Source organism: Rhodococcus cercidiphylli (assembly GCF_033042225.1).
Taxonomy (GTDB): Bacteria; Actinomycetota; Actinomycetes; order Mycobacteriales; family Mycobacteriaceae; genus Rhodococcoides.
This window is the reverse complement of record NZ_JAWLKE010000008.1, coordinates 189,728-215,379: the sequence shown is the minus strand read 5'-3', so window position 1 is coordinate 215,379 and position 25,652 is coordinate 189,728. Positions and strand designations below refer to the sequence as shown.

Here is a 25,652-nt window from a genome sequence, read left to right as displayed (position 1 = left end):
TCTACCGAAGGGTGCAACACCGTGGAGGATTCCAGGTCGGCACGCGCCGCTCTCGGCGTGGAGCTCGCCCGCTCGGCGGGCGAGATCGCTCGTCGCTGGTTCGACACCTCAGCCCTCACCGTCGAACAGAAACAGGACGGTTCCCCTGTTACACAAGCGGATCGCGATATCGAGACGCACATCAGAGCCGGCGTCGCCGAACACTTCCCCACCGACGGCTTTCTCGGGGAGGAGTTCGGTGAAACCAGCGGCACCTCCGACTACCGATGGATCGTCGACCCGATCGACGGCACCAAGTCGTTCGTGCACGGAGTTCCGCTGTACGCCAACCTGATTGCGCTAGAAGAAGGCGAGCAGATCGTCTTCGGCGTCATCAACCTACCCAGCGCAGACATCCTCATGCACGCCGAGCGCGGTAAAGGGTGCTGGAAAAACGGTGAGCAGGTACATGTTTCGACCAGGACAGATCTGGACGGTGCCTATGTGATGGCAACCTGGCTCGAGGACTGGCACCCGGATACCATCGTCGACCTCCACGCCACGGGTGCCGTGCTGAGGACCTGGGGCGACGCCTACGGCTACATGATGGTCGCGAGCGGCCAGGCCGACGCAGTGGTCGACTACACGACGCAGATCTACGATCTCGCCCCCATGCCGGTGATCATCGAGGAAGCCGGCGGCACGTTCACCTCGCTCGACGGAGCGCGAGACTTCGACAAAGGCAACGGGATTGCGACCAACGGCGCAATTCACGACTCGGTTCTCAAAATAGTCAACCAAGGATGACGCACATGAAAGAGTACATTCGCGGCCTGAGCCGAAAGAGCATCATGACGTTCTTCGGCGGTATCTACGCTCTCGCTCTGCTCTTCGCACTGTTCCCCCCGCTGTACATGTGGGGCAGTGGCATTCGCTACGAGATTCTCGGCATTCCGTTCGCCATCATGTACTGGCTGATCAACGGAGTCGTTCTCGGACTCACACTCTGGGGTCTCTACATCGTCGAGGACATCCGCGGCGAACTCGACGAGGATCTTCTCCCCGCTACCGCACCGCTGACTGGAGAATGACATGTTGATCATGCTGGGAATGCTCGGCGTCTTCTACGCCGTCGTCATCTTCATCCTCTACACCACCCAACAGAAGACCTCCCCCACGTTCGACGAGTACTCGGTGGGCGGTCGCAGCTACGGTCCCTGGTACGTCGCGATGAGCTACGTCAACTCGTGGTGGCCCGGCTCTGTGTTCATCGCGTTCTTCGGACTCGCCAGCGGCGCAGGAGTATTCGGACTGTACGGTCTCGCGTACTCCAGCCTCGGTGTCGCCATGATGTACTTCATGGCCACCCGCGCCTGGCGCTGGGGAGCGAAGTACAACCTCCGTTCACAACCCGACCTGCTGGGCCTGCGCTTCAACTCGCGCGCCACCAAGATCGTCGCCAGCGTCATCGGCATCGTCTCGCTCTTTCCCTGGGTGGTACTCGGCATGCAGGCACTCGGCGAGGTCTTCCAGATCGCCAGTGCCGGAGCATGGTCGGTCACCACGTGCCTGTTCGTCGGCCTGGCCGTCATCGTCATCCGCCAGTACTGGACCGTCAAGATGGGCATGCGCGGCCTGATCATGACCGACATGTTCCAAGGTCTGGTCGCCTACGTCTTCTCTGCGGCACTGTGCCTGATTCTGCTCTCCGGTGTCGCCGGCGGTCCGATCAGCTTCTCGACCCTCGGAGACGTCGCCGACGAGTACCTGCGCGTTCCCGGCGACGGCGACTCCTACGGCCCGTTCTACCTCTTCGCGCTCATCTTCACCGGTGTCGTCGGATCGCTGTGCTGGCCGACGAGCTTCCAGCGCATCTACACCGCATCCAGTGTTCGCGCAGTCAAGTCCGGCACCATCCGCACCGTGCTGATCTCCGGCGTCTTCTACTCCCTGCTCATGCTCGTCGGCATCGCCGGCACGGTCATTCCCGCCGTCGCCGACTCGCCGCAGACCGGCTGGTTCACCATTGCCGAAAGCTACGGCGGGACGTGGCTTCTGGGGCTCGCCGCCACCATGGTGTTCGCCGCGTCCATGGGCCATATCGACGGCAGCGTGCAGGTCTGCGGACTGCAGATCGCCAACGACATCGTCAACTCCGACAAGCGCAAGCTCACCGACAGCCAGCTCACCAAGGTGGCCAAGACGAGCATGCTCGCGTTCATGGCAGCGGCGGCCATCGTTGCCTACGCCACCTTCAACATGACGCGCCTGCAACTCCTCGCGCAGATCTCGTACCAAGGCGTTGTGCAGCTTGCCATTCCACTGTTCCTCGGCATCTTCTGGCGAGGCGGCAACGGCAAGGGCGCAGTCGCCGGAATGATCTCCGGCTTCACCGTCGCACTGGTGCTCACCGCCATCTTCCCGGACGACATCGCCGGACTGGGCAGCCTCACCGGTGGCGTCGTCGGCATGGCCGTCAACCTGGCCGTGTTCCTCGTCGTCTCCAAGGCCACCGGAACCACGGCCGAGGAGAAGGCCCGCGTCGACGAGATGTTCGAGGTCGGTAAGCGTCCCACCCGCACGGCACCGGTCGACCTGTCCTTCGAGGATCAGATCGAAGAACTGGCCACCAACCCCGCACCGGAAAAGATCTGACCGTGACATTTCTCGACGACTTCACCGCTATGTCGCAGTTCGGTGCCACCGCCGCCGGTGGTGTGCACCGCGAGGCAGCAACCGCCGACGACGGTCGAACCAGGCGGTTCCTCGCCGACTGGTTCGACCGGCACGGCTTCACCACCACTGTCGACGCGGTGGGAAACATGTACGGCACCGTGGAATTTGCGCCAGGCGCACCGTACGTCCTCGTCGGTTCGCATCTCGACAGTCAGCCGACCGCCGGGAAGTACGACGGGGCCTACGGGGTCCTCGCCGCAGCCCACGCTGCGTACGAGGTCGCCGAGTGTGTCGAACGTGGGTCGATCGCACCACAATTCAACCTTGCGGTGGTGAACTGGTTCAACGAGGAAGGCTCCCGCTTCTCGCCCAGTCTGATGGGAAGCGGGGTCTTCATCGGCAAGTTCGAGGCCGACGACATCCTGAAGGTCACCGACCGTAGTGGTGTCAGCGTGCGGGATGCTTTGTCCAATATCGGTTTCCACGGCAATGATTCCGCTCCCGAGGCCGCCTCCTACGCCGAGATCCACATCGAACAGGGTCCCATCCTCGAGAGCACAGGCACGACGATCGGCATCGTCACCGCCAACTGGGCCGCGCGGAAGTACTCGATCACCGTGCACGGCGAGCAGTCGCACACCGGCGCAACTCATATGGCCCTGCGTCACGACGCGTTGGTCGGCGCATCCCGCATCGTGCTCGCTGCCCGCGATCTCACGACTCAGTTTCCGGAACAGGCGCTGCTGGCCTCGGTCGGCGAGTTCGACGTCGAACCCAATTCCCCGATCGTCGTGCCGTCGAAGGTCACCATGGCCATCGACATCCGGTCCTCCGATCCCGAGATTCTCGAGCAGGCCCACGAGAAGATCCTTGCAGCAATCGATTCCGTGAACGCCGACGGGGAGGTGCGCGTCAGCATCGACACGTCGGCGCTGCGGCCGTCCACGAGCTACCAGATCGAGGGCGTCGAACTCGCCGAGGAAGCCGCCGAGGCCCTCGGATTGTCGTGTCGACGGATGCTCACCATGGCCGGCCACGACTCGGTGAATCTCAAGGACGTCGTTCCGACGGTGATGCTGTTCGTCCCCAGCGTCGACGGCATCTCGCACAGCGAGAAGGAGCTGACCCACGACACCGACCTACTCGACGGCGTGAAGATGCTCGCCGAAACGGTCGCGCGCATGGTGCGCGGCGATATCGGGGTCGGCCTGCCCGTCGAACTCGCCGGCACGAAAGGCACTCGATGAATCCCATCTTGACGAAGACGATCGCCGAGATTCGCGAGGCGTTCGGCAGCGGTGAGACCACTCCCCTGCACCTGCTCGATGCCACGCTGGAGCATCTAGCGGCCATCGACCCCGTGATCAATGCGATGGCGTACGTGGATGAATCGGGTGCGCGTGCGGCAGCTCAGGCCGCGACCGATCGACTCGTATCCGGTCGTGCCCGAGGCGATCTGGACGGCATTCCAGTGACGATCAAGGACAGCATCCATGCGATCGGGATGCCGTGGCGACACGGCGTCGCCGCGAATGCGGACCTGCCGATGTCGACCGTCGACTCACCACCGGCTGCCCGGCTCAAAGAAGCCGGTGCAGTCATCATCGGAAAGACGACCATGCCCGACATGGGGATGATGGCAGCCGGCGTCAGCTCGCTGTACGGAATCACCCGTAATCCCTGGGACCTGTCCCGTAACACCGGCGGGTCCAGTGCCGGCGCAGGTGCGTCGTTGGCGTCGGGCATCGGTTTCGGTTCTGTCGGTTCCGATATCGCCGGGTCGGTGCGGTTGCCCGCGGGACACTGCGGGCTCGTCGCATTGAAGCCGACGCAGGGCCGCATTCCGCATACCGCTCCGTCGACCATGCGATCGGCCGGTCCGATGGCGCGCACCGTCGACGATCTCATCGATCTCTACGGTGTCATCTCGAGGCCCGATCCACGGGACACGTGGAGCCTGCCCTACGAGGACACCACCGACATACGCGCAGGCCTGGCTCCTGCCGGACTCCGCATCGGCGTCATGCTGGACATGGGCTACGGTCCCTCCGTTTCCGACGACGTACAGGCCGTGGTGCTTTCTGCAGCAATGCAACTGAGTGCAGCGGGTGCCGTGGTCGCCGAAATGCCGCCGGTCTTCGGCGCAGATCCGTACCCGGCATTGGATCGCCTGTTCCAGGTTCGTGCGACCACGGAGTGGGAGGCCATTCCCGAGAATCGTCGATCGCAGGTACTGCCCGCGGTCGCGGACTGGGCCACGGCGGCGGCAGGGTATTCGGCGGCTCGGTTCTCGCGCGACACCGATGCGGTGATGCGCTCGCAGGAGATTATTCGGGCGCAGACGGCCGAGTTCGACTTCGTCATCTCGCCGGTCATTCCGACGGTGGGTTTCGGGGCCGAAGAGGTTGGCCTCGACCCGGCACAACCGTTGGGCCACTGCAGTTTCACTGCGTGGTTCAACCAGACCGCACAGCCTGCCTCGGCACTCTGCTTCGGCTTCAGCGCACACATGCCCGTCGGGATCCAGGTCGTCGGACCGCGGTTCGCAGATCAGGCGGTGCTACGGCTGACGAAGTGGCTCGAGGGTGCACGTGAGATCGAGATGAATTGGCCGACGGCTGTGGCCGCTGACACGATCGGAGCGCTGGGATGACCGTGCGACAGACATTGAGCGAGTTGGGTATCTGGGCCTCGGGCGAATTGACGCTGGAATCCGGAACCACGATGGCGAGCCCCAGCTGGTGGGGTGCTGACTCCGAGCGTTATTCGGCGCGGGCCGAGGTTGCGGACTCCGGTGCGGGCTCGGCCGCGTACGTGAAGGTGATGGAACCGCATGCCCGCGACTACATCGATATCGCAGCAACGTTCTCCGCTGCAACCGCGGCCGGTGACGCGGGCGTCGGCCCCGCTGTCTTCTTCTCCGACGCAGCGTCCGGTGTGCTGGTGATGGAGGATTTCACCGGACTCTGTTCGACCGCAACGCTCGATCTGTTCGACGAGGATGCGAACGTCGAGAAGCTCGTGGCACTGCGGACCTCCGTTCACCGGCTCAGCGGAATCACCAGACGTGCGTCGGTGTTCGAGGACCTTGCCCATGTGCGGGGCCTGGTCGAGCGGGTCGGCGGCGCATTACCGGCCGACTTCGACTGGATGCTGCGCACTCTCGGACCAGCCGAAGCGCGGATCGAGAGTGCCGGCGTCGACGCGGTGCCATGCCACGGCGACGGCAATGTCTCCAACGTCCTGGTACTCGACGACGGCAGCATGCGGCTCGTCGACTGGGACGTTGCGGCGCTGATGGATCCGCTGCAGGACATCGGTACGTTGCTCGCCGAGATCCGCCCGTTCGACACCGACGCACGTGAGGTGTTCGAGATGATGTGGGGGTCGTTCGACAGTGCGCTGTTCGATCGCGCCCGTATCTACGGCATCGCCGACTGCCTGCGGTGGGCCCTCATCGGCTCGTATGCGGACGCGATGAGGCCGGGGACGCACGAATACTCGAAGTTCTCCGACTGGCAGTTCCTGAGGGCGCGCGCTGGACTGCGCGACCCCCATTTCGACGACCGAGTACGGAACATCTGAGGTGGCCATGAACGAGATCGCACTGGGATCCGCCCACACCGAACCCGAGCGGCAGGTGGAGAAAGCCCTCGCCGCCGTTGCGGAGTGGGAGGGACTGAACATCACCTATGCCCCGGTACCCGGAGGGTTGATGAACAGCAATTGGCGCATCACCGTCGAAGGGAAGCCCAAGCGCTACTTCATGAAACTCCCCGGAGCCGGAACGGATTCGTTCATCGACCGGTCGCTGGCCAACGAAGCGGCCCGTCGCGCAGGCGCTTTGGACATCGGACCCGAGGTAGTGCTGTTCGATCCGGTGACCGGCGTGGAGGTGATCGAGTTCCTCGAAGGCTATCGTGCGTGCACCAACGGTGACCTCAAGCGACCCGAGATTCCCCTCGGCATGATCGATCTGTATCGCGTGCTGCACTCGGGAAGCAAGCTCAGCATCACGAAGACTATTTTCGACATGATCGACGAACACCTCGATCAGGTTGCCGAACTCGGCGTGCGGTTGCCGCGCGACGCCGAGGTGATCCTCGCGGAATACGGGCAGGCGAAGAACGCGATGCTGGCGTCCGGTCTGGATCTGGTCGCGTGTCACAACGACCCGATGCCAGGAAACATCCTCATCGGCGACGGCCTGCCGATGAAATTGGTGGACTACGAGTTCGCGTCGAACAACGACCGCGCGTACGAGCTGGCCGTGATGATCACCGAGATGTTCTACGGCGAGCAGCAGACGATGGAGTTGATCGAGGAGTTCTACGGCAAAGCCGAGTGGTCGATGATCTCCCGGGTGCAGGTGTGTAGCGCACTCGCCGACGTCAAATGGGGACTGTGGGGTTGCATGAACCACAAGCTCAGCACTGCATGGGATTTCGACTACCACAAGTACGGAACCTGGAAGCTTGCCCGCGCGAGGATGAAGATGGCGGATCCGCGTTGGGCGTTCTGGCTGCAGGGGTTGTGAGGTGACCACACTCGATCGCGTCGGAGCCCTGAGCGTCAACGGTTTCGATGCATCCTCGGCCGTGGGGCTCAGCACCCGCACGCTCGATCTGGTCGAGCGCCGAAGGCGGGTACTCGGGCCTGCCTATCACCTGATGTACGAGACTCCGCTCGAGTTGGTACGAGGCGAGGGTGTGTATGTGTACGACGCCGATGGCACGCGATACCTCGACATGTACAACAACGTTGCCAGCGTGGGGCATTGCCATCCCCGGGTGGTCGAGGCCGTCACCCGGCAAATGTCGTTGATCAACACGCACACGCGGTACCTGCACGAAGCGGTGATCAACTACGCCGAGGATCTGGTCGGCACCTTCCCCGACCGGTTGGACACCGCGATGTTCACGTGCACCGGATCCGAGGCCAACGACCTCGCTCTCCGCATCGCACGGCACGCGACCGGACGCCAGGGCATCATCGTCACCGAAAGTGCCTATCACGGTGGGACTGTGGATGTGGCGGCATGTTCGCCGTCGATGGGTCCGACCTCCGTCCGCAACGCTCCGTGGTTGCGGACGGTTCCGGCACCGGATGCGTACCGGGTCGAGGGCGATCTGGGGACGTGGTTCGCCGAACAGGTGCAGGCGCAGATCGACGACCTGGCCGCGTCCGGGATCGGCATCGCGGCTCTGATGATCGACTCGATCTTCGCCTCCGATGGGATCTTGCCGGAGCCCACACCCTTCCTGAAGCCCGCGGCAGATGTCGTTCACGCCGCGGGTGGAATGTTGATCGCCGACGAGGTGCAGCCGGGATTCGGCCGGCTGGGCGCATCGATGTGGGGCTTCGAGCGGCACGGGTTGCTGCCCGACATCGTCACGATGGGCAAACCGATGGGCAATGGCATGCCCATCGCCGGACTGGTGATGCAGAGTTCACTGGCCGAGCAGTTCGGACGAGACCTGCGCTATTTCAACACTTTCGGTGGCAATCCGGTGACCATCGCTGCGGCGCAAGCCGTGCTGGACGTGATCCGAGACGAGGACCTGGTGTCAAACTCCGCCGCCATGGGTGAGCGCATGCTGGCGGGCCTGCGCACGGTCGCTGATCGCGTCGATTCCATCGGGGACGTCCGGGGTGCGGGATTGTTCGTCGGAGTCGAATTCATCGGCCCTGCAGGTCAACCGGATCCGGCCGAGGCATTGCGCGTGGTCAACGCCATGAAGAAACGCGGGGTGCTGATCTCGGCCACCGGTCTGTACGGAAATACCCTGAAGATCAGACCGCCGTTGAGCATCGAAGCGGCGGACGTCGACTACTTCCTCGAACAGTTCGCGACAGTCCTGGCCTGACGGGTGGGGCTACCTTCACCGGGCTGCTCGGTGCGCTGAACGGCGCGTGACGGGGACTCGTCGGACCTCGTTGCTCGCGAGACCCAGCAGAGCGTTGTGGCAGATTGCTACACTGGCGGTACTGCTGCGGCGATAGGACATCACATGGGCACCACCTCGTCTCTACGTATCGACGACGAACTCTACGATGCGGCAAAAGTGGCCGGATCTGCTGCAAGCCGGAGTGCCGCCCAACAGATTGCCCACTGGGCACTGATCGGCCGTGAGATGGAGCTTTCACATCGAGTCTCGGCACGCGATATTGCCGATGTGCTCGCAGGTAAGGCGCGCTATGACGACCTGACGCCGCACAGGCAGGCCGTCGTTCGCGCGGAATGGACAGAACAGATCGAATCGGTGACGGAGTCGCTCGACTTCGAGAGTGAATTCACTGCAGAAGGTCGCTCGTACGTCGAGTCGGACGAGGACGGCAAAGTCGAGTGGAGCAACCATCGATAGAGCGCGCTCCCGAGACAGCCCATCGTGACAACACCGATCTCGGACCCTGTACTCCATCTACTCGCTGGACCCAATGGTGCCGGCAAGAGCACGTTCAACGCGCGCGTACTGTCACCCGTCACGCATCTTCCGTTCGTCAATGCCGACGAGATCGCGCACGATCGATGGCCCGGCGACGAGTCTGCGCACGCCTACGATGCGTCGAAAGTTGCTGCCGAGCTGCGTGCGGAATTCCTCTCGGCACGATCGTCGTTCGTCACCGAGACCGTCTTCTCGCACGAGTCCAAGATCGAACTGGTCCAGTCTGCCGTCAGTGCAGGCTATTTGGTGACGCTACACGTCATCGCAATTCCCGTCGAAACGGCTGTGGCCCGAGTACAAAACCGTGTCGATCAAGGCGGTCATTCGGTCCCGGAGGCGAAAATTCGCGAACGTTACGACCGGTTGTGGCCTCTCCTTCGCTCTGCGGTCGAGATGGTGGATCGCGCTCAGGTGTACGACAATTCATCAGCGCGACGCCCATTCCGCACGATTGCGCGGTTCGATCGCGGTCACCTCGTAGGACAGGCCGAATGGCCCAGCTGGTTGCCACCGGCCCTGCGTTCGTAACCTCCCTGTCCCGCTGATCGCATTCTGCACATCTCGCCTGAATAGGAACGATCGAGAGACGGTTGGCATATCAGCCTGCGATCGACTGCACCGGACCCAACGAAGTCAGTGTTCTTTGGGCAACGCGTTCGAGCTGACGCCGCGTCGCGCCGTCCCGGGCACGCTGGGACATGCCTGACAGGATCCTGTTCTTGGCTACTCGTCGACTTCCACGCCGTATCTGACGGCCAGTTCAGCCAATCCGTCGTCATAACCTTGGCCGATTGGTCGAAAGCGCCATCCACTCCCTCGGCGGTAGATCTCGGCCAACAGCATCGACTGTTCTGTCGTGGCTGCGTCGAGCACGGCCGTGGCGACCGTCGAATCGACTCCATCGAGCGATACAGAGACTGCACCGACGTCGCCGAACGTCTTGTCGCCGTCTATGGCTGCGGCGATGACTATGCGCGCGCATTCCTCGGGAACGAGTGTCAGATCGATCCGGACACCCTGCTCACTGTCACCGTCGATCGACATCGAGACGGCACCGTCCGAGGTGGCCGGAGCGTTGTAGAACACGAAATCCTCGTCACTGGAGACCAACTCGTCGTCGTTGACCAGGAATGCGACGACGTCGACACCGACCTGATCGGACTCGTCGGCCCGCCACGAACTGTTCAAAGTCAGCATGGTGAAGCTTGGATCCAGATCGACGACACCACCACGTGGCACCAGCGGGGCGATTCGGGACCGCCGCGCCGGAAGCGGAGCAGGCACCTCGATTTTGAGCTCACGGTCAATCGCCGCCGGTGTCAGCAACGTGAGATCCCGTTCTTTCACTTTCGGCATCCGGGGATCTCCATCGCCGCCGTCCAGAATCAGGATGTCGGTCACGCCAGCGCTGAGATTCACAGCCGGTGTCGCACCGAGTTGGATCAGGCGGGAACGCATCAGCACAGAATCGGCATGCGAACCACCCATCACCAAGACCCTTCTTGTCTGCCAGGGCTTGGCGACTGGATCGGGCTGCTGCACGGTTGGCTTCGGCTGGACCTGCGGCCGAGTACCTTTGGGCGTTCCTTGTTGCACATCCCGTAGCAGGTCGAGCAGTTCGGACTCCGAGATTATCCGAAGTCCATGGGCCCGAGCTCGCTCGACCTTTCTGCTTTCGGTCGTGGGATCCGAGCACACCACCACACTGGTGAATCGGCTGACGGAGTTCATCACGTCCAAGCCAGCTTCGGTGACCTGAGCGGCCAGACGCAACCGCGGAATGCGCGTGTCGCCGCTGATCACGACCCGCATGCCCTGAATCAGACCGCCGTCCCCAGCAAGAGGACCGGGGTTCTCCCACGTGCAATGCGTTCGAGGCACGGTGTCCGGATACAGCGTCAGGCGCTCGGTGCACGTGACGACCGGAAGGGGAAGTTCGAGCGACCTGGCCAGTCGAGCACTGTGAGTGAACACCTGCGCCAGCACTCGGGCATCGTCGTAGGCGTCGTGCGCATTGGACTGCAGCACTTTCCAGTGTGCGGCCAAGGTGGACAGCTTGTGGTTGGGAGTGTCGAGTTGTAGTCGCCTCGACAATGCCACGGTGCACAACCGTTGCTTCGTCGGCATGTCGATGCCCGCACGCATCGATTCGAGCTTCAGGAAGCCGTGATCGAAACTTGCGTTGTGCGCGACCAAGGTTCGACCGTCGAGCAGATCCATGAGCTGCGGGGCGATCATGTCGAACGTCGGCGCACCGGCAAGCCGTTCGGGCGTCAGTTTGTGGATGTGTACCGGACCCGGATCGCAGCCCGGGTTGACCAGAGTCGACAGTTCGCGTCCGACGCGTCCGTCCTCGTCGACTGTCGTAGCGGCCACGCTGAGCACCCGATCACGTGATGCCTTCAGACCCGAGGTCTCGACATCGACGACGACCCACTCGTCACGTCCGGTCTTCACTGCATTCCCCACGGAGGTTCCACCTTCGACGCCAACGGACAGTGGTGGTCACTATGCCGCACGGCTCAATGGCAATACGGCAAATGCCGAACACGGGTCGTTCTATTCGCACTGTGGACCAGTGATGTAGCCCTGCTCGCAGCCGTACTGGGTTTGGATATCCCCGCTGGTGGGTTCTTCACCGCACAGGACTCCGCACCGCTCGTAGCCATTCACGACGCCATCGCCGTTTCGATCCTCGGATTCGTTGTACGGATACCCTGCATCGGGTACCGGCGCGGTCGCCGCGCATCTCGGGTCGTTCACCACGTACGACCCATCGGTCAAGACCGCGGTGCCGCCGTAATCGCAATATCTCAATTCAGGCGGTGCCGGCGCGACATATGTATCGCACTCGGCTTCGTACCCTGTCGTGCCGTCCGAGTACAGGGCGGTGCCGGACTCATACAGATCCAAGTCGCCGCACTCGTAGGTGATTGGTTGGGGCTGAGGAACAGGCGGCGGCTCAGGTGCCGCCGTCACGTCCACACTGGAGGTAGGCGACGCCGACACCGATACGCTCGAACTGCTCGTCACAGGAACAGCTTCGCTCGGTGTCTCGTTGGGGCTGCTCGAGCAGCCGACGCAGACCAGCGCTGCTGCGGTGATTGCGATGAAGGTTCTCGTGGACATGCCAACTCCGAGGTGGTCGAGACTGCATGGACCCGTCCCCGGTACAGGCAATGTCGATTCAGTATCGCAATGAACTGACCACCGACACGGGCGATTCGACATTCGGATACGCCGTTATGCCTTCGTTCGCAGGCATAACAGGGCTCAGTCCTATAACAGCGGGGCGTATTGTTGCCTATGCATGTAATAGCAAGCATAAGGAGCGAATATGGCCCATCCGCGACGACGAAGTCGGAGATATCCGAGTGAGGTGGCGGCCGCCTTCGTCGCACGTCGGCTTCAGTTACGCCTCACTCAAGCAGAGTTGGCATTGCTCGCCAACGTGGGTCGGTCGACGGTCCAAGCTCTCGAAGGCGGCAAAGACTCGATCCAACTCGATGGTGCGATCGCCATCGCGAATGCGCTGGGCTGTGACCTTACTTTGCGGACTCGAGCCGGAACGCCTGTGTCGCCTATGGATTCGCGTTGACAACGCCACAATGACGGTGCCCGACCGGCCAGGCGGACTGCAACCCCGCGTGGCCGTAGAGCTCAGCCATGGATCCCGATCGGTTCTCGGCAATAGGGTTCCGATCATCTCGTACGCAACGATTTCCGGATCCTGCGTACCCGAACTCGTGTATGGCCTCGGACAGTTCGGTCATGCGCGCTGTTCACCGAAGCTCGTCAGTCTCTTTGCTGCTGCATCGGTTCCAAGTTCGACTCGGACCTCCGGGTTGTCGATGTAGAAGCGAATCCACTGTTCCAGCGCCACCGGGCGGACATCGAAGCGTCTGCAGTCGAGTTCGATGTACTGACCTTTCGGCATAATTTCGATTCTCCAGAGCAAGGTTGTGAAGCGCCGGTTCATCTTCGCCATTTCGTCGACCCTCACCAGAACCAACGGGTACGACTCCACGACCACAGCGGTGTCTCTTACGTCCACCCACGGTACCTGGATGTCGAATGCCCAGCCGCGGTGGCGAATACCGTCATCCGAGAGCTCGAGGTAGCCGTTGCGAATACTGCGCAACAGGATTGGAATCAGGAACGAGGCCATGGACAATCCCATCGCAGCAAGAACCCATCCCACCCCACCCGAGGTGAAACCCATCGCGATCACGCAGATCGACAGAGAGCTGACTATCACGACGAGCAACCTCAAGCCCAGCGGGTTGTAGCGCACAGTCGAGCCCTGCACCCAACGGCGGACGTCAGAGCCTGTCTTGATCGACGGAACGTTGGTCCACGCGAAAGCCATTGTGCTGATGCATAACACAGAAAATCCGAATGTCGACAGAGCAGAGGCGATCATTCCCTCCACGACACTCACCGCGCACAAGTACAGAGCAATCAGCGCGGCAACCCCGAAGATCGCGCTTCGAGCGATCATCGACCCCGGCGATGCCACCCAGCGCCGCACTTCACTGGGCCGCACGTCAGAAAATCGCATCCCACGCCCCTGTCGCCAGTTCGCCGATTGCCGACCCAGTGTCGGCAACTACCGCAGCACCATCACCGATGGCGGCGCCGACGCGGCCCGATCGCCGCCCCACAGCATCAGACGCAGCAGGGATCGCGCCGGTTCCATAGTCTTGGGCTGTTTTCTGGTCCAGTAGCACTCGCCAGATATTTGTTTCAGTCCCACACCGTAAGCCCGCCGCCCGCCACACTGACTGCCTTGAAGCCCTCGGGCGCTGCAACGGTCCACGCTTCGAAATCAGGGTCGAAGGGAACTACCAAGCTTGCACGGTCGGCGAACTCCATTAGCAAGCCGCCATCATCGGATGCACACGCGTACGCGACCAGTCTGCCGATAAGACGCTGGACAGTGCTGTCTTCGGATAGCAGCGTGTGCGGCAGACCTCGGAACACCACGGTCCCAAGCTCAGTGACTCGAAAATTCGACTCGATGCGAATTTCGCAATCACGATCTGTACGCAACGTGAGGGGGAACCCGCATTCCATAGACACAATCGTGTGCCGTACGAGAGGAAGCTCCACACGCGTCCACCCTTCCGGAATCGGTCGACAGTCATTGCCGCTCCTGACTGTCAGACGCAGCAGCGATCTCCGCGGTTCCACTGACAAGCCGACCCCGTCGAGGGCCTGGTGGATGGCTTCAGCGAGAGAGCGTCTGCAAGGTCGCCTCTCCCGCGCGATACCCCGCCTCGAACAACCATGGCCACTCGGAAAAGTCCTCGGGGTCGACGACCACCGTCTCGACACCGCCGTTCCCACGCCGCTTGGGCATGTTCTCGGGATGGGACGGGAACCGATCCTTCAGGTACGCGGGTTCGAGACTCTGTCGAAAGATCAGCCACGTCCGGGGCGTGAAGCCCACTGCTTCAGCACGTTTCGCGAGGTCGATCCAGGCTTCGGCGTTCGCGTACCCGCCTTGGAGGACCAGCCTTCGAGTCTCGAGCATCGGAAACACGCCGTACCAGATCGGCGGGTAACTCAGGAGCGTCTGGCACCAGGTACGACGGCGTTCGTGCGGAATGGGTTCCCACTTCGCCTGTGCTGCTTCGAGTTCGTCACTACCGGACATTGTTCACCTCATTCTGGAGGTGCAACCCTCCATCGACTTGCGCGCCCGCGGCTGCGGGATGCGCCGGTTCTTCCCCTGGGGCACCCTGTCGATGGAGACGGGGTTGCCGGACAGCCGGCCAGGTACCGACGGCTGTCACTCTTGAACCTTCTTCGACAATAGCCGAGGGTTACGGCTTGGACAATCATTGGGATCAGCTGAGCAGCTCAACCCATTTCGCACTTCAGGAGCCCCCGACTCAGAGCCCAGTCAACGACTGCGCCCCGAAAAAGGAGTCCGACCACGGCAGCGAGACCTCCAGTAGAACCATGCTGTCCGTGCGCAACGCTCGGTCTTTCTGCTGCTCAATGCATTTCAGTCACAATCAAGCCTTCAGCTCGACTACCGATTCGACAGCAGCGCAGTACCTGCTCTGACGCCCAGCGGCACCGATCACACCTAGATAGGAAAAGTCACTTGCCCAGACCCTCCGCGATCTCCCCAATGGACTTCAATGTCCGCTGATCGGCGTACTCGGCCTCATCGAAATAACGCTTGAACACCGACCGCATCAGCTCGATGACCTCGATATGTTGCATCAGCACGACGCGCAGCGATCGATCACCACTGAAGGCAATCCTCTCGAACTTCTCGCCGAGCTGCCTGGCCGAATCCAAGGTGCCGAATGCCTTGCCGTCGACCAAATACTCAGTCTTACGCGCCATATCTTGCAAGTGCCTGATGTAGGCAGCGCAGACCTCGTCGCACTGGAACGCCACGCCGTGTGGAATCTCGAGTTGCCCGGACTCGGCCTGACTCGACAGCGACTTCCACTGCTGCATCGATGCCGCAAGTTCGTTCGTCTCTGAACCCATCGGTTCTTCCCCCACTAGTTCGATGAAGGCATGGATGGTCGGAGCGAACGCGCCAACCGTTCGACCTCGACACACGGGTCTCCAAGGGGCTCGGTCGCTAGAAAGCCGTCAAGGATGAGGTAGAACACGCCATTCGGGTGTCCGAAAGCAACGCCGCAGTTGACCTCGTCGTACTGAGTAGTCCGGCGGAACCGTAAACCGTCGAGACCCTCGATCGGCTCGAACTGCCCGAAGCGCTCACCGCCACGTAGATATTCCAGGCTCTGATCGGACGAGAAGATGCCAAGGTGATACCACGGCGTCGGCAGAGGGTTGGTCCAGATGCACGTCATCCAGTCTTCCGAGATCGGTAGATCCCCTACCAAGTTCGAGGACTTCGTCTCCACCGCCAAGCCCGCGTCTTCGATGGCAGCGTCTGGGATGGTGCACGGATCCCACGCACCATTCGCCGGAGCGGTTGTCATGACCGATGTCGTCGACGGGCCCGCAGGGGGAATGCCTTCGGTCGCCCCTCCGCATCCGGTTGTCACCAGCATCAGTCCGACCGCACTCCCGATCAGCAATCGCATCTTGCTCACAGCACTCCGTCCTTGGAACCCGTCCTTGGTGTTGGACGCAGCTACCGGCGCATCGGTTCCTTTGGATCGGACGCAGGTGAGCTCGTGCTTCGGTGACCTCAGGCGAGCAGCGTAGATGTGTTCCCCACAGATCCAGCATGTCGCGCAGTCGACGCACGCTAGTCGCACCAGGCCGTTCCTCGTCCCGGAAAGGATCGAGGAGATGAATCAGATCATCGCGACGAGTCGGATCTGCTGCTGCGTCGCGTGGCATCCAACCTTGGAGAGCGGGGATGGAGTTGCCGTCCATCGCGACCAGCATAAACGTGTCCAGAGGACGAACTGCGGTTCAGTTCGTTCCGTCGCAGGGCGCACATTTTTCCTATGCTGTGTTCGTGCCCTCCGACCGAACAGACAGCAACCTTGCTCGCGTGATTCCACTGTTCGGTCGCCGGGGATCCCGCACCACCAACACGGAATTCGTCGACGACATCGAGCCGGCAGTCGAGTCCCCGGTCGAAGGACCGACGCCCCACGATATCGAGCTCACACCACCGACCGCCGAGGACGAGTTCGCAGCGCTGACCGCATCGAAGCCGATAGCGCAGCTTCGTTCGCTCCTCGACTGGCTCGGTCCGTCACGACCGATCACCGGCACAGGTGTTCCCCGGCCCGGGTCGGTCAGCGAGCTGGCGGAGGCCGTCGGGGTGGATCTGGACGCGCGAGCGCGGAACTCGAGATCCATGCGCGACATCCGCGACTTGATGACATTGTGGGATGCGGCAACGGCGGCCGGATTGATCGAGCTGACATCCACCACGGCGATACGCGGTCCCTGGGCCGACGAGTTCGCCCACTCACTTCCCGGCTCGCTGGCCGCCCACCGGACGGCTCTCTCGCACGTCATCCGCCGGTACTTCCTCAGCGAGGACCCGCGCCGCCAGTCGCAGGCCCCCGATGTCGTTGCCGGACAGATAGTTCTCGCGGCGATGACGAGCACTCCACGGACGCGGCTCCCGGAAGTCGGTTCGGCCCACTCCGGAGATCTGTACGAACACATCATTGCGTTGATGCTCCGCGGCCTACTGGACCAATTCATCGCCGACGGGTGGCTGGTCTGCGACGGGACATACGAGGTGCCGGCACCCTTGCGCCCGACCGTCCTGGACGCCATGAAGTCACTTCGATACTACGAAACGGATGACCGCAACCGATGATCATCACCGGATTGTTCTTCGCCGAGTATGCGCGAGCCTCCAACGACATGCTCGACATTCTCGGCGGTGTCTGGGACACCTGCACGGTCCCTCGCGACACCCGCATGCTCGAATGCCGGCTGGTCGCGCTGCTGCAGACGGGACCCGACGACATCGGTCTTGACTTCCCCGCGACGCTCGAAGTCCTCGACGCGAACGGCGAACACATCGTCAATCAGCGAGGGCTCCAGATCCCCGGTGCCGGCTTCACCGGCGAGAATCGGTTCTGGTTCCTGCCGATGCAGATGGTCTTCCGCGACGAAGGACGGCACAACTTCATCCTCAGCGCCGGTGGGGCGACGGCGAGCGTCGGGCTTCGCATCGCCTTCGGCTGACGCCTCGGTCAGTACGACGGCGGTTGGCGATTCGGCACCGCCGACGGGTTCAGTTCGTCATCGAAGATGCACCGACAGCCGACGTGACCAAGGCCGATACCGCCGGCGATCGGACTCCGGCCGGCCACGCGATGACCGTCGTGATCATCGGCGCGTCGGACACAGGTACGGCCACATGCTCGGGCCACTGCCACGCGCGACTCGACGCTGGGATCACCAGCAGCGCCTGACCCAGCGCGACCAGTTGGGCAATCTGCGATTGAGCACGCACCTCAGGCCCAGGCCCCTCCGGATAGGTCCCGTCGAGCTGCGGCCATCGGGCCATCGGCAGGTCCGGCACGTCCCGGATATCGTCCATGGCCACTTCGCTTTTCGAGGCCAAGGGGTGATCACACGGAACGATCGCGACCTGCCCCTCGGTGAGGAGGTCCTCGAAGTCGAACCCGACGAGGTCATCGACAGGGCGATGCATCAACGCCACATCAGCGTCACCGCGGCGGAGATATTCGGCCTGCTCACCGACTTCACACAACACGATGTCCACCTTCACGGGGTGCACGTCGAGCACGCGTCGTAAAAGCTCATGGGACGCACCGGCTTTGGTCACCAGTTTGATGACGTCACCGGCGCTTCGCGCTCGCTGCACTGCCGCAGCGACGGCGTCGAGCGCCGTTACAGCGTCCCTCAAGAGCCCGGCACCGGCAGCAGTGAGTGACACTCCGCGACGATTCCGATCCAGGAGGGCGACGCCGAGTCGGCGCTCCATCCTGCTGATCGCCCGCGAGAGCGGTGGCTGGGCGATCCCCAAGCGCTGCGCCGCGCGTCCGAAATGCAGTTCCTCAGCAACGGCAACGAAATACCGGAGTTCACGCGTTTCGAGATCGTCCACGCCGACAGCCTAGTTGTGATACCCGTTGAGTATCACTGGTTGGTCGATCGGTATTGGACGCACCTGCGCCAGACGCCGACCATGGACTGCATGACAACGAAGACCGCGCTGGTTACCGGCGCCAACAAAGGGATCGGCTTTGCCATCGCGCACGGACTCGGACTGCAGGGAATCAGAGTGGGAGTCGGGGCCCGCAACGATGCACGACGACAGGACGCGGTCGACAAACTTCGTGCTGCAGGCATCGACGCGTTCGGAGTCCCCGTCGATGTAACGTCGGATCACAGCGTTGCTGCCGTCGCCGACGCGATCCACGACCTCGACATACTGGTGAACAACGCAGGCATTGCCGGCGGCGACCAACAGAATCCGACGACGCTGGACATCGACGTATTGCGGACTACCCTCGATACCAACGTTTTCGGGGTCATCAGAGTGACGAACGCACTACTCCCGGCGCTTCTTCGGTCTGCCTCGCCACGCATTGTCAATGTCTCGAGCAACATGGGCTCGCTCGCGCTGCAGACCGGCCCGATCATGGCGGCATATGCCCCGTCCAAGACCATGCTGAACGCGATGACCGTGCAGTACGCGCGGCAGCTCGCGGACACTGCGGTGATCGTCAATGCATGCTGCCCGGGCTATGTGGCAACGGATTTCACCGGATTCGCATCTACACGCACGCCGGAGGAAGGTGCACGCATCGCTGTGAAGCTCGCCACCCTGCCCGACGACGGCCCGCGGGGCGGATTCTTCGACGACGCCGGACCCGTGGCCTGGTGAACACAGCCGATTGTCCGAGTCCAGGCATCGAGTGGCCGACTCGGCGCTGCCAGACTCGGCTGACGTCAGGTGCTGATCGACTCCCGCGCGGCACGTTCCACCACTCGACGAGCGGTTCGGGCCACTGCCTCGTCGATCAGGAATCCCTTGCTGTCGACGGCCACGCCCGAGGTAGCCCGATCCAAGTCGGACAACAGTTCCTCGGCCTCGCGGACCTCCGTCTCCGACGGCACGAATACCGTTTGCACAGGGGCCAGTTGAGCCGGATGAATACACGCACGACCGACGAAACCAAGACCGGCCAGCGTTCGAGTATCGGCCTCGAAGGCCTCGGCGTCGCGGAAGTTTCGCGACACCGCGGCCGGCGGCGGATCGATTCCGGCCGCGACGCTGGCCGCCACTACCTGAGCCCGCACGAACGACAACGACTGCGCGGAGCCGTCGACGCCCAGATCGGCGGCCAGGTCCACCTCACCGATTTGAAGAAACTTAACCCGAGGGGCGCGGGCGATCTCGAGAGCGGCGAACACTCCGGCGGCCGTCTCGATGAGGGGCGAGACCACCGCGCTACTGCCACTCAGTAGAGCATCGGCTTGCTCGATCTCACCAGCAGACGACACCTTCGGCAGCCAGATACCGGTCAGGTTCGGGTGCAACACCGCACGAATATCGTCCTCCTGCAACGGACCTGGATTGACGCGCACCCAGATCTGCACGTCACCCGGTTCGCAGGCCGCAACCCACGCAGCCACCGTCGCACGTGCGTGGTCCTTGTTCGCCGCGGTGACGGCGTCCTCTAGGTCGAGCACCACCGCGTCCGTACCCGATGCCAGCGCCTTGTCGAACCGCTCCGGTACATCCCCCGGGACGTAGAGGTACGTCAGAGCCGACTTCATCCGATGACTCCGGTACCCGCGACCAGGGACTTCGCGATGACGGTGCGCATGATGTCGTTGGTGCCCTCACCGATGGCCATCAGCGGAGCATCTCGGTAGAGGCGCTCGACGACGAATTCTGTTGAGTAGCCGTAGCCACCGTGGATGCGCATGGCTTCGAGGCTGGCGGTGATGGCGGCCTCGGAGGCGAAGTACTTCGCCATGCCGGCTTCCATGTCGACGCGCTTACCCGAATCTGCCTGCGATGCAGCCCAGTACGTCATCAAGCGCGCTGCCTGCAGCTGGGTCGCGATGTCGGCGATCTTGAGCTGAATGGCCTGGAACTCGGCGATGGGCTGACCGAATGCGGTGCGCTGCTTCGCGTATTCGAGTGCGGCGTCGTAGGCAGCCTGCGCGATGCCGACACTGCGTCCGGCGATGTTGAGACGGCCGATCTCGAGGCCCGACAGTGCCTGCTGAAGCCCACGACCCTCCACACCACCGAGCAGCGCATCGACGGGCACACGTACATCGGTGAACGTGATCTCACACGATTCGGTGCCCTTGTAGCCGAGCTTGCCCATGTCGCGCTGCACCTCGAACCCGTCGGTCGTGGTGTCGATCAACAGCAGCGACATGCCCTTGTGCGCCGGCGTCGTCGTGCTGTCGGTCTTGACCAGTACCGGAAGCACATTCGCATGCCGTGCGTTGGTGATCCATGTCTTCGCACCGTTGACGACGTAGTGGTCGCCGTCGCGCTTGGCGGTGGTCTTGATGCCCTGCAGGTCGGTTCCGGCACCGGGCTCGGTCAGACCGACACCCGTTCGCCATTCACCGGACGCGAGCTTGGGCAGCAGTGTCTTCTTCTGCTCCTCGGTGCCGTGCTTGCCGATCATCCAGCACGAGAGGTTGTGGCTGCCGAGAATTCCGGCGACGCCCATCCATCCGCGGGCGAGCTCCTCGTACACCAGGGTGAACGAGACCTTGTCGAGGTCGAGTCCGCCGTACTCCTCCGGCGTCGTGATCCCGAACAGGCCCATGGCCTTCATGTGTTCGACGATCTCGGTGGGGTATCGGCCCGTCTTCTCCCACTCGTTCGCGACCGGGATGATTTCCTTGTCGACGAAGGTGCGCAATGCTTTCCGGAATGCCATCTGCTGTTCGTCGTACGTGAAGTCCATGGTGAAGTCCTGTCGATTGGGGTGTCGTCGATCGAAGTGTCAAGGTGCCGGCGCGATGGCTGCGGCGAGATCGAGAATGGCGGCCAGGTCGGGTTCGTCGACAAGTCCGAGGACGCGGTTGGCGAGCTCGGTGGCACGAGAGTCGTTGCCGCAGTTGGCGAGGAACTTCTCCAGCAGCCGGTCGTCGCTCAGCGGGAACCCGGCAGAGCCTTGGCTGCCGCCGACGGAGGCGTCGAGCACTCGTCCGTCGGTGAGGGTGAGAACCGCCCTGCCCGACGCAGCCGCCGCGGGAACCTCGGACGGGAGGTTCGTCACCCGCACCTTGCGGGCCGTGACAAGAACGTCCTCGCGTGCGATGGATTCGTCGGTGTAGGTCGAGACGGTGATGGCCCCGTCGTGCAGTAGCGCGGCGACACTCCACGGCAGATCGAACTTGCCGTCGTAGGTGCTGCGCGGTGACGCGACCCCGGTGTTCGGGCCACAGACGAACGGGCTCGAGTCGGGGTGAACGAACACCTCGATGTCGGCGACGTCGCTCGCCTGAACCGCATTGTCGCCGAGCGCCTTCGAGACGGCGTCGAGTGTGACGTGCATAAGCTGGCAGCTGGGGTACGGCTTGATGCCGATTCGGGTGGCTTCCCACCGCGTGCCGAGTCCTTCGGTCAGCGCCGCGAAGTTCGTCGGCCGATCGGTCAGCGCAGCGTAGATGCCGCGGCGACCTTCGAGAACCGAGGACGGTCCGGTGGCACCGGCGGCGGCGAGCCGTGCGGCCAGAACACCGTTCATGCTGGCCGATCCGGGATGCAGTGCCTTGGTGTCGGCGTCCGTGTCGAGGAACTCGAGCAATCCCGAACTCGACGACCCGGCGATACCCAGGGCGTTGACCAACGTCTCGGTGTCGAACTTCGAGAGGTGTCCGGCGACGAGTGCGGCTGCCAACGGTCCCACCGCTGCCGTGGCATGCACGCCCCGAGCGTGAAATCCGTGCGGACTGACTTCACCGAGACGACAGGCGGTTTCGAGACCGAGGGCTGCGGCCGTCAACACATCCGATCCGGAGGCCGACACCTGCTGCCCAACGGCGAATGCGGCGGGAAGCGAGACTGCCGTCGCGTGGACCAATGCGCCCGCATGCGTGTCGTCGAAGTCCAGCGCATGCAGCATCACACCGGTCGCGAAGGCGGCTGCCGGCGCGGACAGTCCTCGAGTGCCGGTGAGCGGCCGCGCCTCAGCTGGTCCACCCAATGTGTCGGCCACCGTCCAGCCCGGTCGGCCGTAGCCGAGACGTTGGGCCGCAACGGTATTCCCGACGCCATCGAGCAAGTGTCGCGCCGCCGAATGCCGGACGTTCTCGGGCAGGTCGGCGACGGTGACACCCGATGCCCACTGCGCCAGAACCGTCGAACTCACGCCCGGACCTCGTCCTTGGCCGTTCCGAACGCACCCTCGGCCTTGAGCTTCGCGACGCGTTCGTCGTCGTAGCCCAGTTGGTCGCGCACGATGTCGTCGAAGTGCTCGTTGCGCTGCGGCGCACGGCGGTACTGCTTGGCCTCGGAACCGAAGTTCACCGGGGACGCGACCTGACGCACCGTGTTGTACACCGGATGCTCGGTCTCGACCACGAGATTACGGGCGATCGTGTGCGGCTCGGTCAAGGCGTGCTCGACGTCGTTGATCGGACCGGTAGGTACCCCGGCAGGGCCGAGCTTCGAGAGCCAATGTTCGACGGTGTTGGTGGCGAACACCTCTTCCAGGATCGGCAGCAGTACGTCCTGGTGCTTGCCGCGCAGCGAGAAGTTGCTGAACCGTGGATCGGCACCGAGGTCCGGGCGATCGATGGCGACGACGAGCCGGTCCCAGAACTTCTCCTTCGCGCAGCCGACGATGAGCCAGCCGTCCGTTGCCTCGAACGCCTGGAACGGCACCAGGGACGGGTGGGCCGAGTTCTTCGTGCGGATCGGCTCGAAGCCGGCATTGAGATGCCACGTCGCGGGATACGTGAGCAGAGACATCGCCGTGTCGTACAGCGAGACGTCGCAGTCACCGCCGATGCCGTCGCGCCGGGCCGCGTGCAATCCCGACAGCAGAGAGATCGCGGCGACGAATCCACCGGAGTAATCGACCAGTGACAGACCGGATTTCGTCGGCGGGCCGTCGGGATCGCCGGTGACGCTCATCCAGCCGGCGAGACCCTGCAGGATGTAGTCGTAGCCGGGCTCTTTCGAGCGCGGGCCGGTCATACCGAAGCCGGTGAGGCTGCAGCACACGATCGCGGGGTTGAGGTGCTTGAGCTGGTCGTAGGTGATGCCGATCTTCTCCGGCACGTCACCGCGGAGATTGGAGTAGACGGCGTCGCTGGTGCGGACGAGGTCCTCGAACACCGCTCGCCCACTCGGGGTCGAAAGATCCAGTGAGAGAGACCGTTTGTTGCGGTTGAAGCTCTCGAAGAACAGCGAGTCCTCGCCCTCGTTGTAGGGCGGCACGTAGCGGCCGACGTCGCCGCCGACGCTGGGGTCCTCGATCTTGATGACATCTGCGCCGAGGTCGGCCAGATGGAGGCTGCCGAACGGGCCTGCGCCGTACTGCTCGAGGGAGATGATGCGGACGTCTTCGAGTGGCCTCATGCGTCGGAATCCTTAATCTGGGGAAGTTCGAGCGGGCCGTTCTGCGCTTCGGGGAAGTAGTTCTGCCCGATGCCACTGTCACGGGTGGCGACCATGACCGAGCGCTTCCACGAAATGACCTCGACGCCATCCTGATTGAGGCCGCGGGTGATCATCGAGACGATGCCGGCGTAGGGGCGCGACTCTGACTTACGCAGTCCGGTGCAGATGCTTTCGGCGTAGAGCGTGTCGCCTGCGTACACCGGGTGGGACATCTTGATGTCGGTGAAGGCAAGGTTCGAGATTGCGTTCTGACTCATGTCGATCACCGAAAGTCCCAGTACCACAGAGACTGTGAAGCCGGAGTTGACGATGACCTTCCCATCTGTGATGGGGTTTTGCGACGCCAGATGCGCGTTGAAGTGGTTCTGGTTGGTGTTGAGCGACAGCAGCGTGATCCACGTGTTGTCGGTCTCCGAGATCGTCCGCCCGAAGGGATGTTGGTAGACGTCCCCCACGGCGTAGTCGTCGAAGAAGCGCCCCAGAACGGCCGGATGGATTGCCACCGTGTCTCCTCGTGTCGGTTTGGCGAGTGCCTTACCTAGACCATAAACATCAGATGTTTACGGCGTCAAGGGCTCAGCGAAACCCATAATCGAGGGACTTCACGTCGAAAAGGTCGAGAAAGAGCAGATGTTTACGGTTTGCGGAGTCGATCCATCTGACGGTAGGAGTCCCCGAGGTGGTCGAGGTGCTTACGCATCAGGTCCATCGCAGCCATCGAATCGCCGGCCGCCACCACGTCGCGCAGACCCCGATGGTCACTGTCGACACACTGCCAGAAGCCCTCGGGCGCGTGATCGCGACCGAATCGGCCGGACAAGACACGGAAGACGGGTGCGGTGATGAGCTCGAGCAGCGGATTGTGGGCGGCACGGAGCAAGACCAGGTGGAATTCCTGGTTCTTGGCGAAGGTTTCGGGCCCCTGCACTTCGTTGGGGTCGAAGATCGACGCGTTGAGTTGTTCGAGATGCTCGTCGGTGCGGCGGAATGCAGCGATACCGGCGGCCGGCACCTCCATCAGGTTGCGGACTTCCATCAGCTGGTCGACGGTGACGGTCTCCGCGGCGGCCATCAGGGCGACACCGGTTTCCAGGTGCTCGCTGATATGTCCGACGCTGGGGACGGCGACGAAGCTACCTCCGGTGACTCCACGCGTCGTCTCGATCAGGTTCTGGCTGGCCAGGGAGCGGAGGGCTTCACGAATGGTGCTGCGGCCCACGCCGAATTCTGCGGTCAGCTCCGCTTCGCCGGGGAGACGCTCACCGGGCTGCAGTTCACCGGACAGGATGCGGGTGCGCAGATGTCCGGCGAGAACCGCATACGCGGGGACGCTCTTGGCTGTGCCCTTGAGCGACGCGGATTCGACCACTTCTCCCCCTGTATCTCGACGACGGCTGACGATCGGCTCGAGCCTAGCCTGGCGGGTCTATCGACATGCACCGATCACTCGGAGAGCGGCCATCACGTCGATTCCGCTTCATACATCAGACTTTTGT

The 25,652-nt window shown here is 63.0% G+C and carries 29 protein-coding genes and 1 riboswitch; of the genes, 15 read left to right on the top strand and 14 right to left on the bottom strand.

The annotated features are described in order from the left end of the window. The first annotated feature begins 21 nt into the window (after nucleotides 1-21). The 10 genes from R3P95_RS21290 (at nucleotide 22) to R3P95_RS21245 (ending at nucleotide 9,629) form a co-directional block, all read left to right on the top strand. Entirely contained in the window at nucleotides 22-786 is a 765-nt protein-coding gene (locus R3P95_RS21290) for an inositol monophosphatase family protein (protein WP_269595406.1), read from the top strand. A 5-nt stretch (nucleotides 787-791) separates the two neighbouring features. Further along, nucleotides 792-1,070 carry a hypothetical protein gene (locus R3P95_RS21285; RefSeq protein ID WP_094640059.1) on the top strand — a complete coding sequence of 93 codons (279 nt, stop codon included), beginning with the start codon at nucleotides 792-794 and terminating at the stop codon, nucleotides 1,068-1,070. Between the two features lies 1 nt (nucleotide 1,071). Beyond that, entirely contained in the window at nucleotides 1,072-2,634 is a 1,563-nt protein-coding gene (locus R3P95_RS21280; RefSeq protein WP_317549412.1) for a sodium:solute symporter family protein, read from the top strand. 2 nt (nucleotides 2,635-2,636) lie between these two features. Continuing rightward, nucleotides 2,637-3,902 carry a M20 family metallo-hydrolase gene (locus R3P95_RS21275; protein ID WP_317549411.1) on the top strand — a complete coding sequence of 422 codons (1,266 nt, stop codon included), beginning with the start codon at nucleotides 2,637-2,639 and terminating at the stop codon, nucleotides 3,900-3,902. Further along, nucleotides 3,899-5,308 (top strand): amidase, encoded by a 1,410-nt coding sequence (locus R3P95_RS21270; protein WP_317549410.1) that lies wholly within the window; start codon nucleotides 3,899-3,901, stop codon nucleotides 5,306-5,308. Before R3P95_RS21275 ends, R3P95_RS21270 begins: the two co-directional genes overlap by 4 nt. Then, the gene (locus R3P95_RS21265; protein ID WP_317549409.1) at nucleotides 5,305-6,240 is read left to right on the top strand and encodes a phosphotransferase family protein; all 936 of its coding nucleotides are present in this window, start codon (nucleotides 5,305-5,307) and stop codon (nucleotides 6,238-6,240) included. The genes R3P95_RS21270 and R3P95_RS21265 overlap by 4 nt, the downstream gene beginning before the upstream one ends. A 7-nt stretch (nucleotides 6,241-6,247) precedes the next feature. Then, nucleotides 6,248-7,192: a choline kinase family protein gene (locus tag R3P95_RS21260; RefSeq protein ID WP_094741599.1), complete on the top strand. Its 945-nt coding sequence runs from the start codon at nucleotides 6,248-6,250 to the stop codon at nucleotides 7,190-7,192. Nucleotide 7,193: 1 nt separating this feature from the next. Then, entirely contained in the window at nucleotides 7,194-8,522 is a 1,329-nt protein-coding gene (locus R3P95_RS21255) for an aspartate aminotransferase family protein (protein ID WP_317549408.1), read from the top strand. Between the two features lie 144 nt (nucleotides 8,523-8,666). After that, entirely contained in the window at nucleotides 8,667-9,020 is a 354-nt protein-coding gene (locus tag R3P95_RS21250; protein WP_317549407.1) for a TA system antitoxin ParD family protein, read from the top strand. Between the two features lie 24 nt (nucleotides 9,021-9,044). Then, complete coding sequence (locus tag R3P95_RS21245) at nucleotides 9,045-9,629, top strand: zeta toxin family protein (protein WP_317549406.1); 585 nt, start codon at nucleotides 9,045-9,047, stop codon at nucleotides 9,627-9,629. A gap of 195 nt (nucleotides 9,630-9,824) precedes the next feature. Here R3P95_RS21245 and R3P95_RS21240 read toward each other — a convergent pair whose 3' ends face one another. Both R3P95_RS21240 and R3P95_RS21235 read right to left on the bottom strand, forming a co-directional pair. Further along, on the bottom strand, nucleotides 9,825-11,570 hold the full coding sequence (locus R3P95_RS21240) for a TerD family protein (protein ID WP_317549405.1): 1,746 nt from the start codon (nucleotides 11,568-11,570) through the stop codon (nucleotides 9,825-9,827). A gap of 90 nt (nucleotides 11,571-11,660) precedes the next feature. Continuing rightward, the gene (locus R3P95_RS21235; protein WP_317549404.1) at nucleotides 11,661-12,080 is read right to left on the bottom strand and encodes a hypothetical protein; all 420 of its coding nucleotides are present in this window, start codon (nucleotides 12,078-12,080) and stop codon (nucleotides 11,661-11,663) included. A gap of 358 nt (nucleotides 12,081-12,438) precedes the next feature. Between R3P95_RS21235 and R3P95_RS21230 the strand changes: the two genes are divergently transcribed. Beyond that, entirely contained in the window at nucleotides 12,439-12,699 is a 261-nt protein-coding gene (locus R3P95_RS21230) for a helix-turn-helix domain-containing protein (RefSeq protein ID WP_317549403.1), read from the top strand. Nucleotides 12,700-12,870: 171 nt separating this feature from the next. Here R3P95_RS21230 and R3P95_RS21225 read toward each other — a convergent pair whose 3' ends face one another. After that, entirely contained in the window at nucleotides 12,871-13,359 is a 489-nt protein-coding gene (locus R3P95_RS21225) for a hypothetical protein (RefSeq protein ID WP_317549402.1), read from the bottom strand. Between the two features lie 76 nt (nucleotides 13,360-13,435). Here R3P95_RS21225 and R3P95_RS21220 point away from each other — a divergent pair, with 76 nt between their 5' ends. Beyond that, nucleotides 13,436-13,828 carry a hypothetical protein gene (locus R3P95_RS21220; RefSeq protein WP_317549401.1) on the top strand — a complete coding sequence of 131 codons (393 nt, stop codon included), beginning with the start codon at nucleotides 13,436-13,438 and terminating at the stop codon, nucleotides 13,826-13,828. 19 nt (nucleotides 13,829-13,847) lie between these two features. On the opposite strand, the gene R3P95_RS26185 is transcribed toward R3P95_RS21220, so the two are convergent. The 4 genes from R3P95_RS26185 to R3P95_RS21205 all read right to left on the bottom strand — a co-directional run bounded on the left by R3P95_RS26185 (nucleotide 13,848) and on the right by R3P95_RS21205 (nucleotide 16,183). After that, nucleotides 13,848-14,213, bottom strand: a complete 366-nt coding sequence (locus R3P95_RS26185) for a DUF6188 family protein (protein ID WP_394855448.1) — start codon at nucleotides 14,211-14,213, stop codon at nucleotides 13,848-13,850. Nucleotides 14,214-14,331: 118 nt separating this feature from the next. After that, complete coding sequence (locus R3P95_RS21215; protein WP_317549400.1) at nucleotides 14,332-14,760, bottom strand: mandelate racemase/muconate lactonizing protein; 429 nt, start codon at nucleotides 14,758-14,760, stop codon at nucleotides 14,332-14,334. Between the two features lie 28 nt (nucleotides 14,761-14,788). Next, nucleotides 14,789-14,907, bottom strand: a riboswitch (SAM riboswitch). 305 nt (nucleotides 14,908-15,212) lie between these two features. Continuing rightward, nucleotides 15,213-15,614: a hypothetical protein gene (locus tag R3P95_RS21210; protein WP_317549399.1), complete on the bottom strand. Its 402-nt coding sequence runs from the start codon at nucleotides 15,612-15,614 to the stop codon at nucleotides 15,213-15,215. A gap of 14 nt (nucleotides 15,615-15,628) precedes the next feature. Continuing rightward, nucleotides 15,629-16,183 (bottom strand): DUF3558 domain-containing protein, encoded by a 555-nt coding sequence (locus R3P95_RS21205; RefSeq protein WP_317549463.1) that lies wholly within the window; start codon nucleotides 16,181-16,183, stop codon nucleotides 15,629-15,631. Between the two features lie 383 nt (nucleotides 16,184-16,566). Here R3P95_RS21205 and R3P95_RS21195 point away from each other — a divergent pair, with 383 nt between their 5' ends. Next, entirely contained in the window at nucleotides 16,567-17,388 is an 822-nt protein-coding gene (locus tag R3P95_RS21195; protein WP_317549398.1) for a hypothetical protein, read from the top strand. Next, the gene (locus R3P95_RS21190) at nucleotides 17,385-17,762 is read left to right on the top strand and encodes a DUF6941 family protein (protein WP_317549397.1); all 378 of its coding nucleotides are present in this window, start codon (nucleotides 17,385-17,387) and stop codon (nucleotides 17,760-17,762) included. The genes R3P95_RS21195 and R3P95_RS21190 overlap by 4 nt, the downstream gene beginning before the upstream one ends. Before the next feature lie 49 nt (nucleotides 17,763-17,811). Here the strand turns inward: R3P95_RS21190 and R3P95_RS21185 are convergent, their stop codons facing one another. Continuing rightward, nucleotides 17,812-18,651, bottom strand: coding sequence for a LysR family transcriptional regulator (locus R3P95_RS21185; RefSeq protein WP_317549396.1), 840 nt, complete (start codon nucleotides 18,649-18,651; stop codon nucleotides 17,812-17,814). 90 nt (nucleotides 18,652-18,741) lie between these two features. On the opposite strand from R3P95_RS21185, the gene R3P95_RS21180 reads away from it, so the two are divergent. Further along, a complete protein-coding gene (locus tag R3P95_RS21180) occupies nucleotides 18,742-19,434 on the top strand; it encodes an SDR family oxidoreductase (RefSeq protein WP_317549395.1) in 693 nt (230 codons plus the stop codon). Nucleotides 19,435-19,499: 65 nt separating this feature from the next. Here R3P95_RS21180 and R3P95_RS21175 read toward each other — a convergent pair whose 3' ends face one another. The 6 genes from R3P95_RS21175 to R3P95_RS21150 all read right to left on the bottom strand — a co-directional run bounded on the left by R3P95_RS21175 (nucleotide 19,500) and on the right by R3P95_RS21150 (nucleotide 25,525). Then, nucleotides 19,500-20,330: an HpcH/HpaI aldolase/citrate lyase family protein gene (locus R3P95_RS21175; protein WP_317549394.1), complete on the bottom strand. Its 831-nt coding sequence runs from the start codon at nucleotides 20,328-20,330 to the stop codon at nucleotides 19,500-19,502. After that, the gene (locus R3P95_RS21170; protein WP_094688265.1) at nucleotides 20,327-21,490 is read right to left on the bottom strand and encodes an acyl-CoA dehydrogenase family protein; all 1,164 of its coding nucleotides are present in this window, start codon (nucleotides 21,488-21,490) and stop codon (nucleotides 20,327-20,329) included. Before R3P95_RS21170 ends, R3P95_RS21175 begins: the two co-directional genes overlap by 4 nt. Before the next feature lie 39 nt (nucleotides 21,491-21,529). Further along, a complete protein-coding gene (locus R3P95_RS21165; protein ID WP_317549393.1) occupies nucleotides 21,530-22,900 on the bottom strand; it encodes an MmgE/PrpD family protein in 1,371 nt (456 codons plus the stop codon). Continuing rightward, the gene (locus R3P95_RS21160; RefSeq protein WP_317549392.1) at nucleotides 22,897-24,114 is read right to left on the bottom strand and encodes a CaiB/BaiF CoA transferase family protein; all 1,218 of its coding nucleotides are present in this window, start codon (nucleotides 24,112-24,114) and stop codon (nucleotides 22,897-22,899) included. Before R3P95_RS21160 ends, R3P95_RS21165 begins: the two co-directional genes overlap by 4 nt. Next, the gene (locus R3P95_RS21155; protein WP_032379726.1) at nucleotides 24,111-24,659 is read right to left on the bottom strand and encodes a MaoC family dehydratase; all 549 of its coding nucleotides are present in this window, start codon (nucleotides 24,657-24,659) and stop codon (nucleotides 24,111-24,113) included. The genes R3P95_RS21160 and R3P95_RS21155 overlap by 4 nt, the downstream gene beginning before the upstream one ends. A gap of 131 nt (nucleotides 24,660-24,790) precedes the next feature. Beyond that, complete coding sequence (locus tag R3P95_RS21150) at nucleotides 24,791-25,525, bottom strand: FadR/GntR family transcriptional regulator (protein ID WP_317549391.1); 735 nt, start codon at nucleotides 25,523-25,525, stop codon at nucleotides 24,791-24,793. Nucleotides 25,526-25,652: the final 127 nt, after the last annotated feature.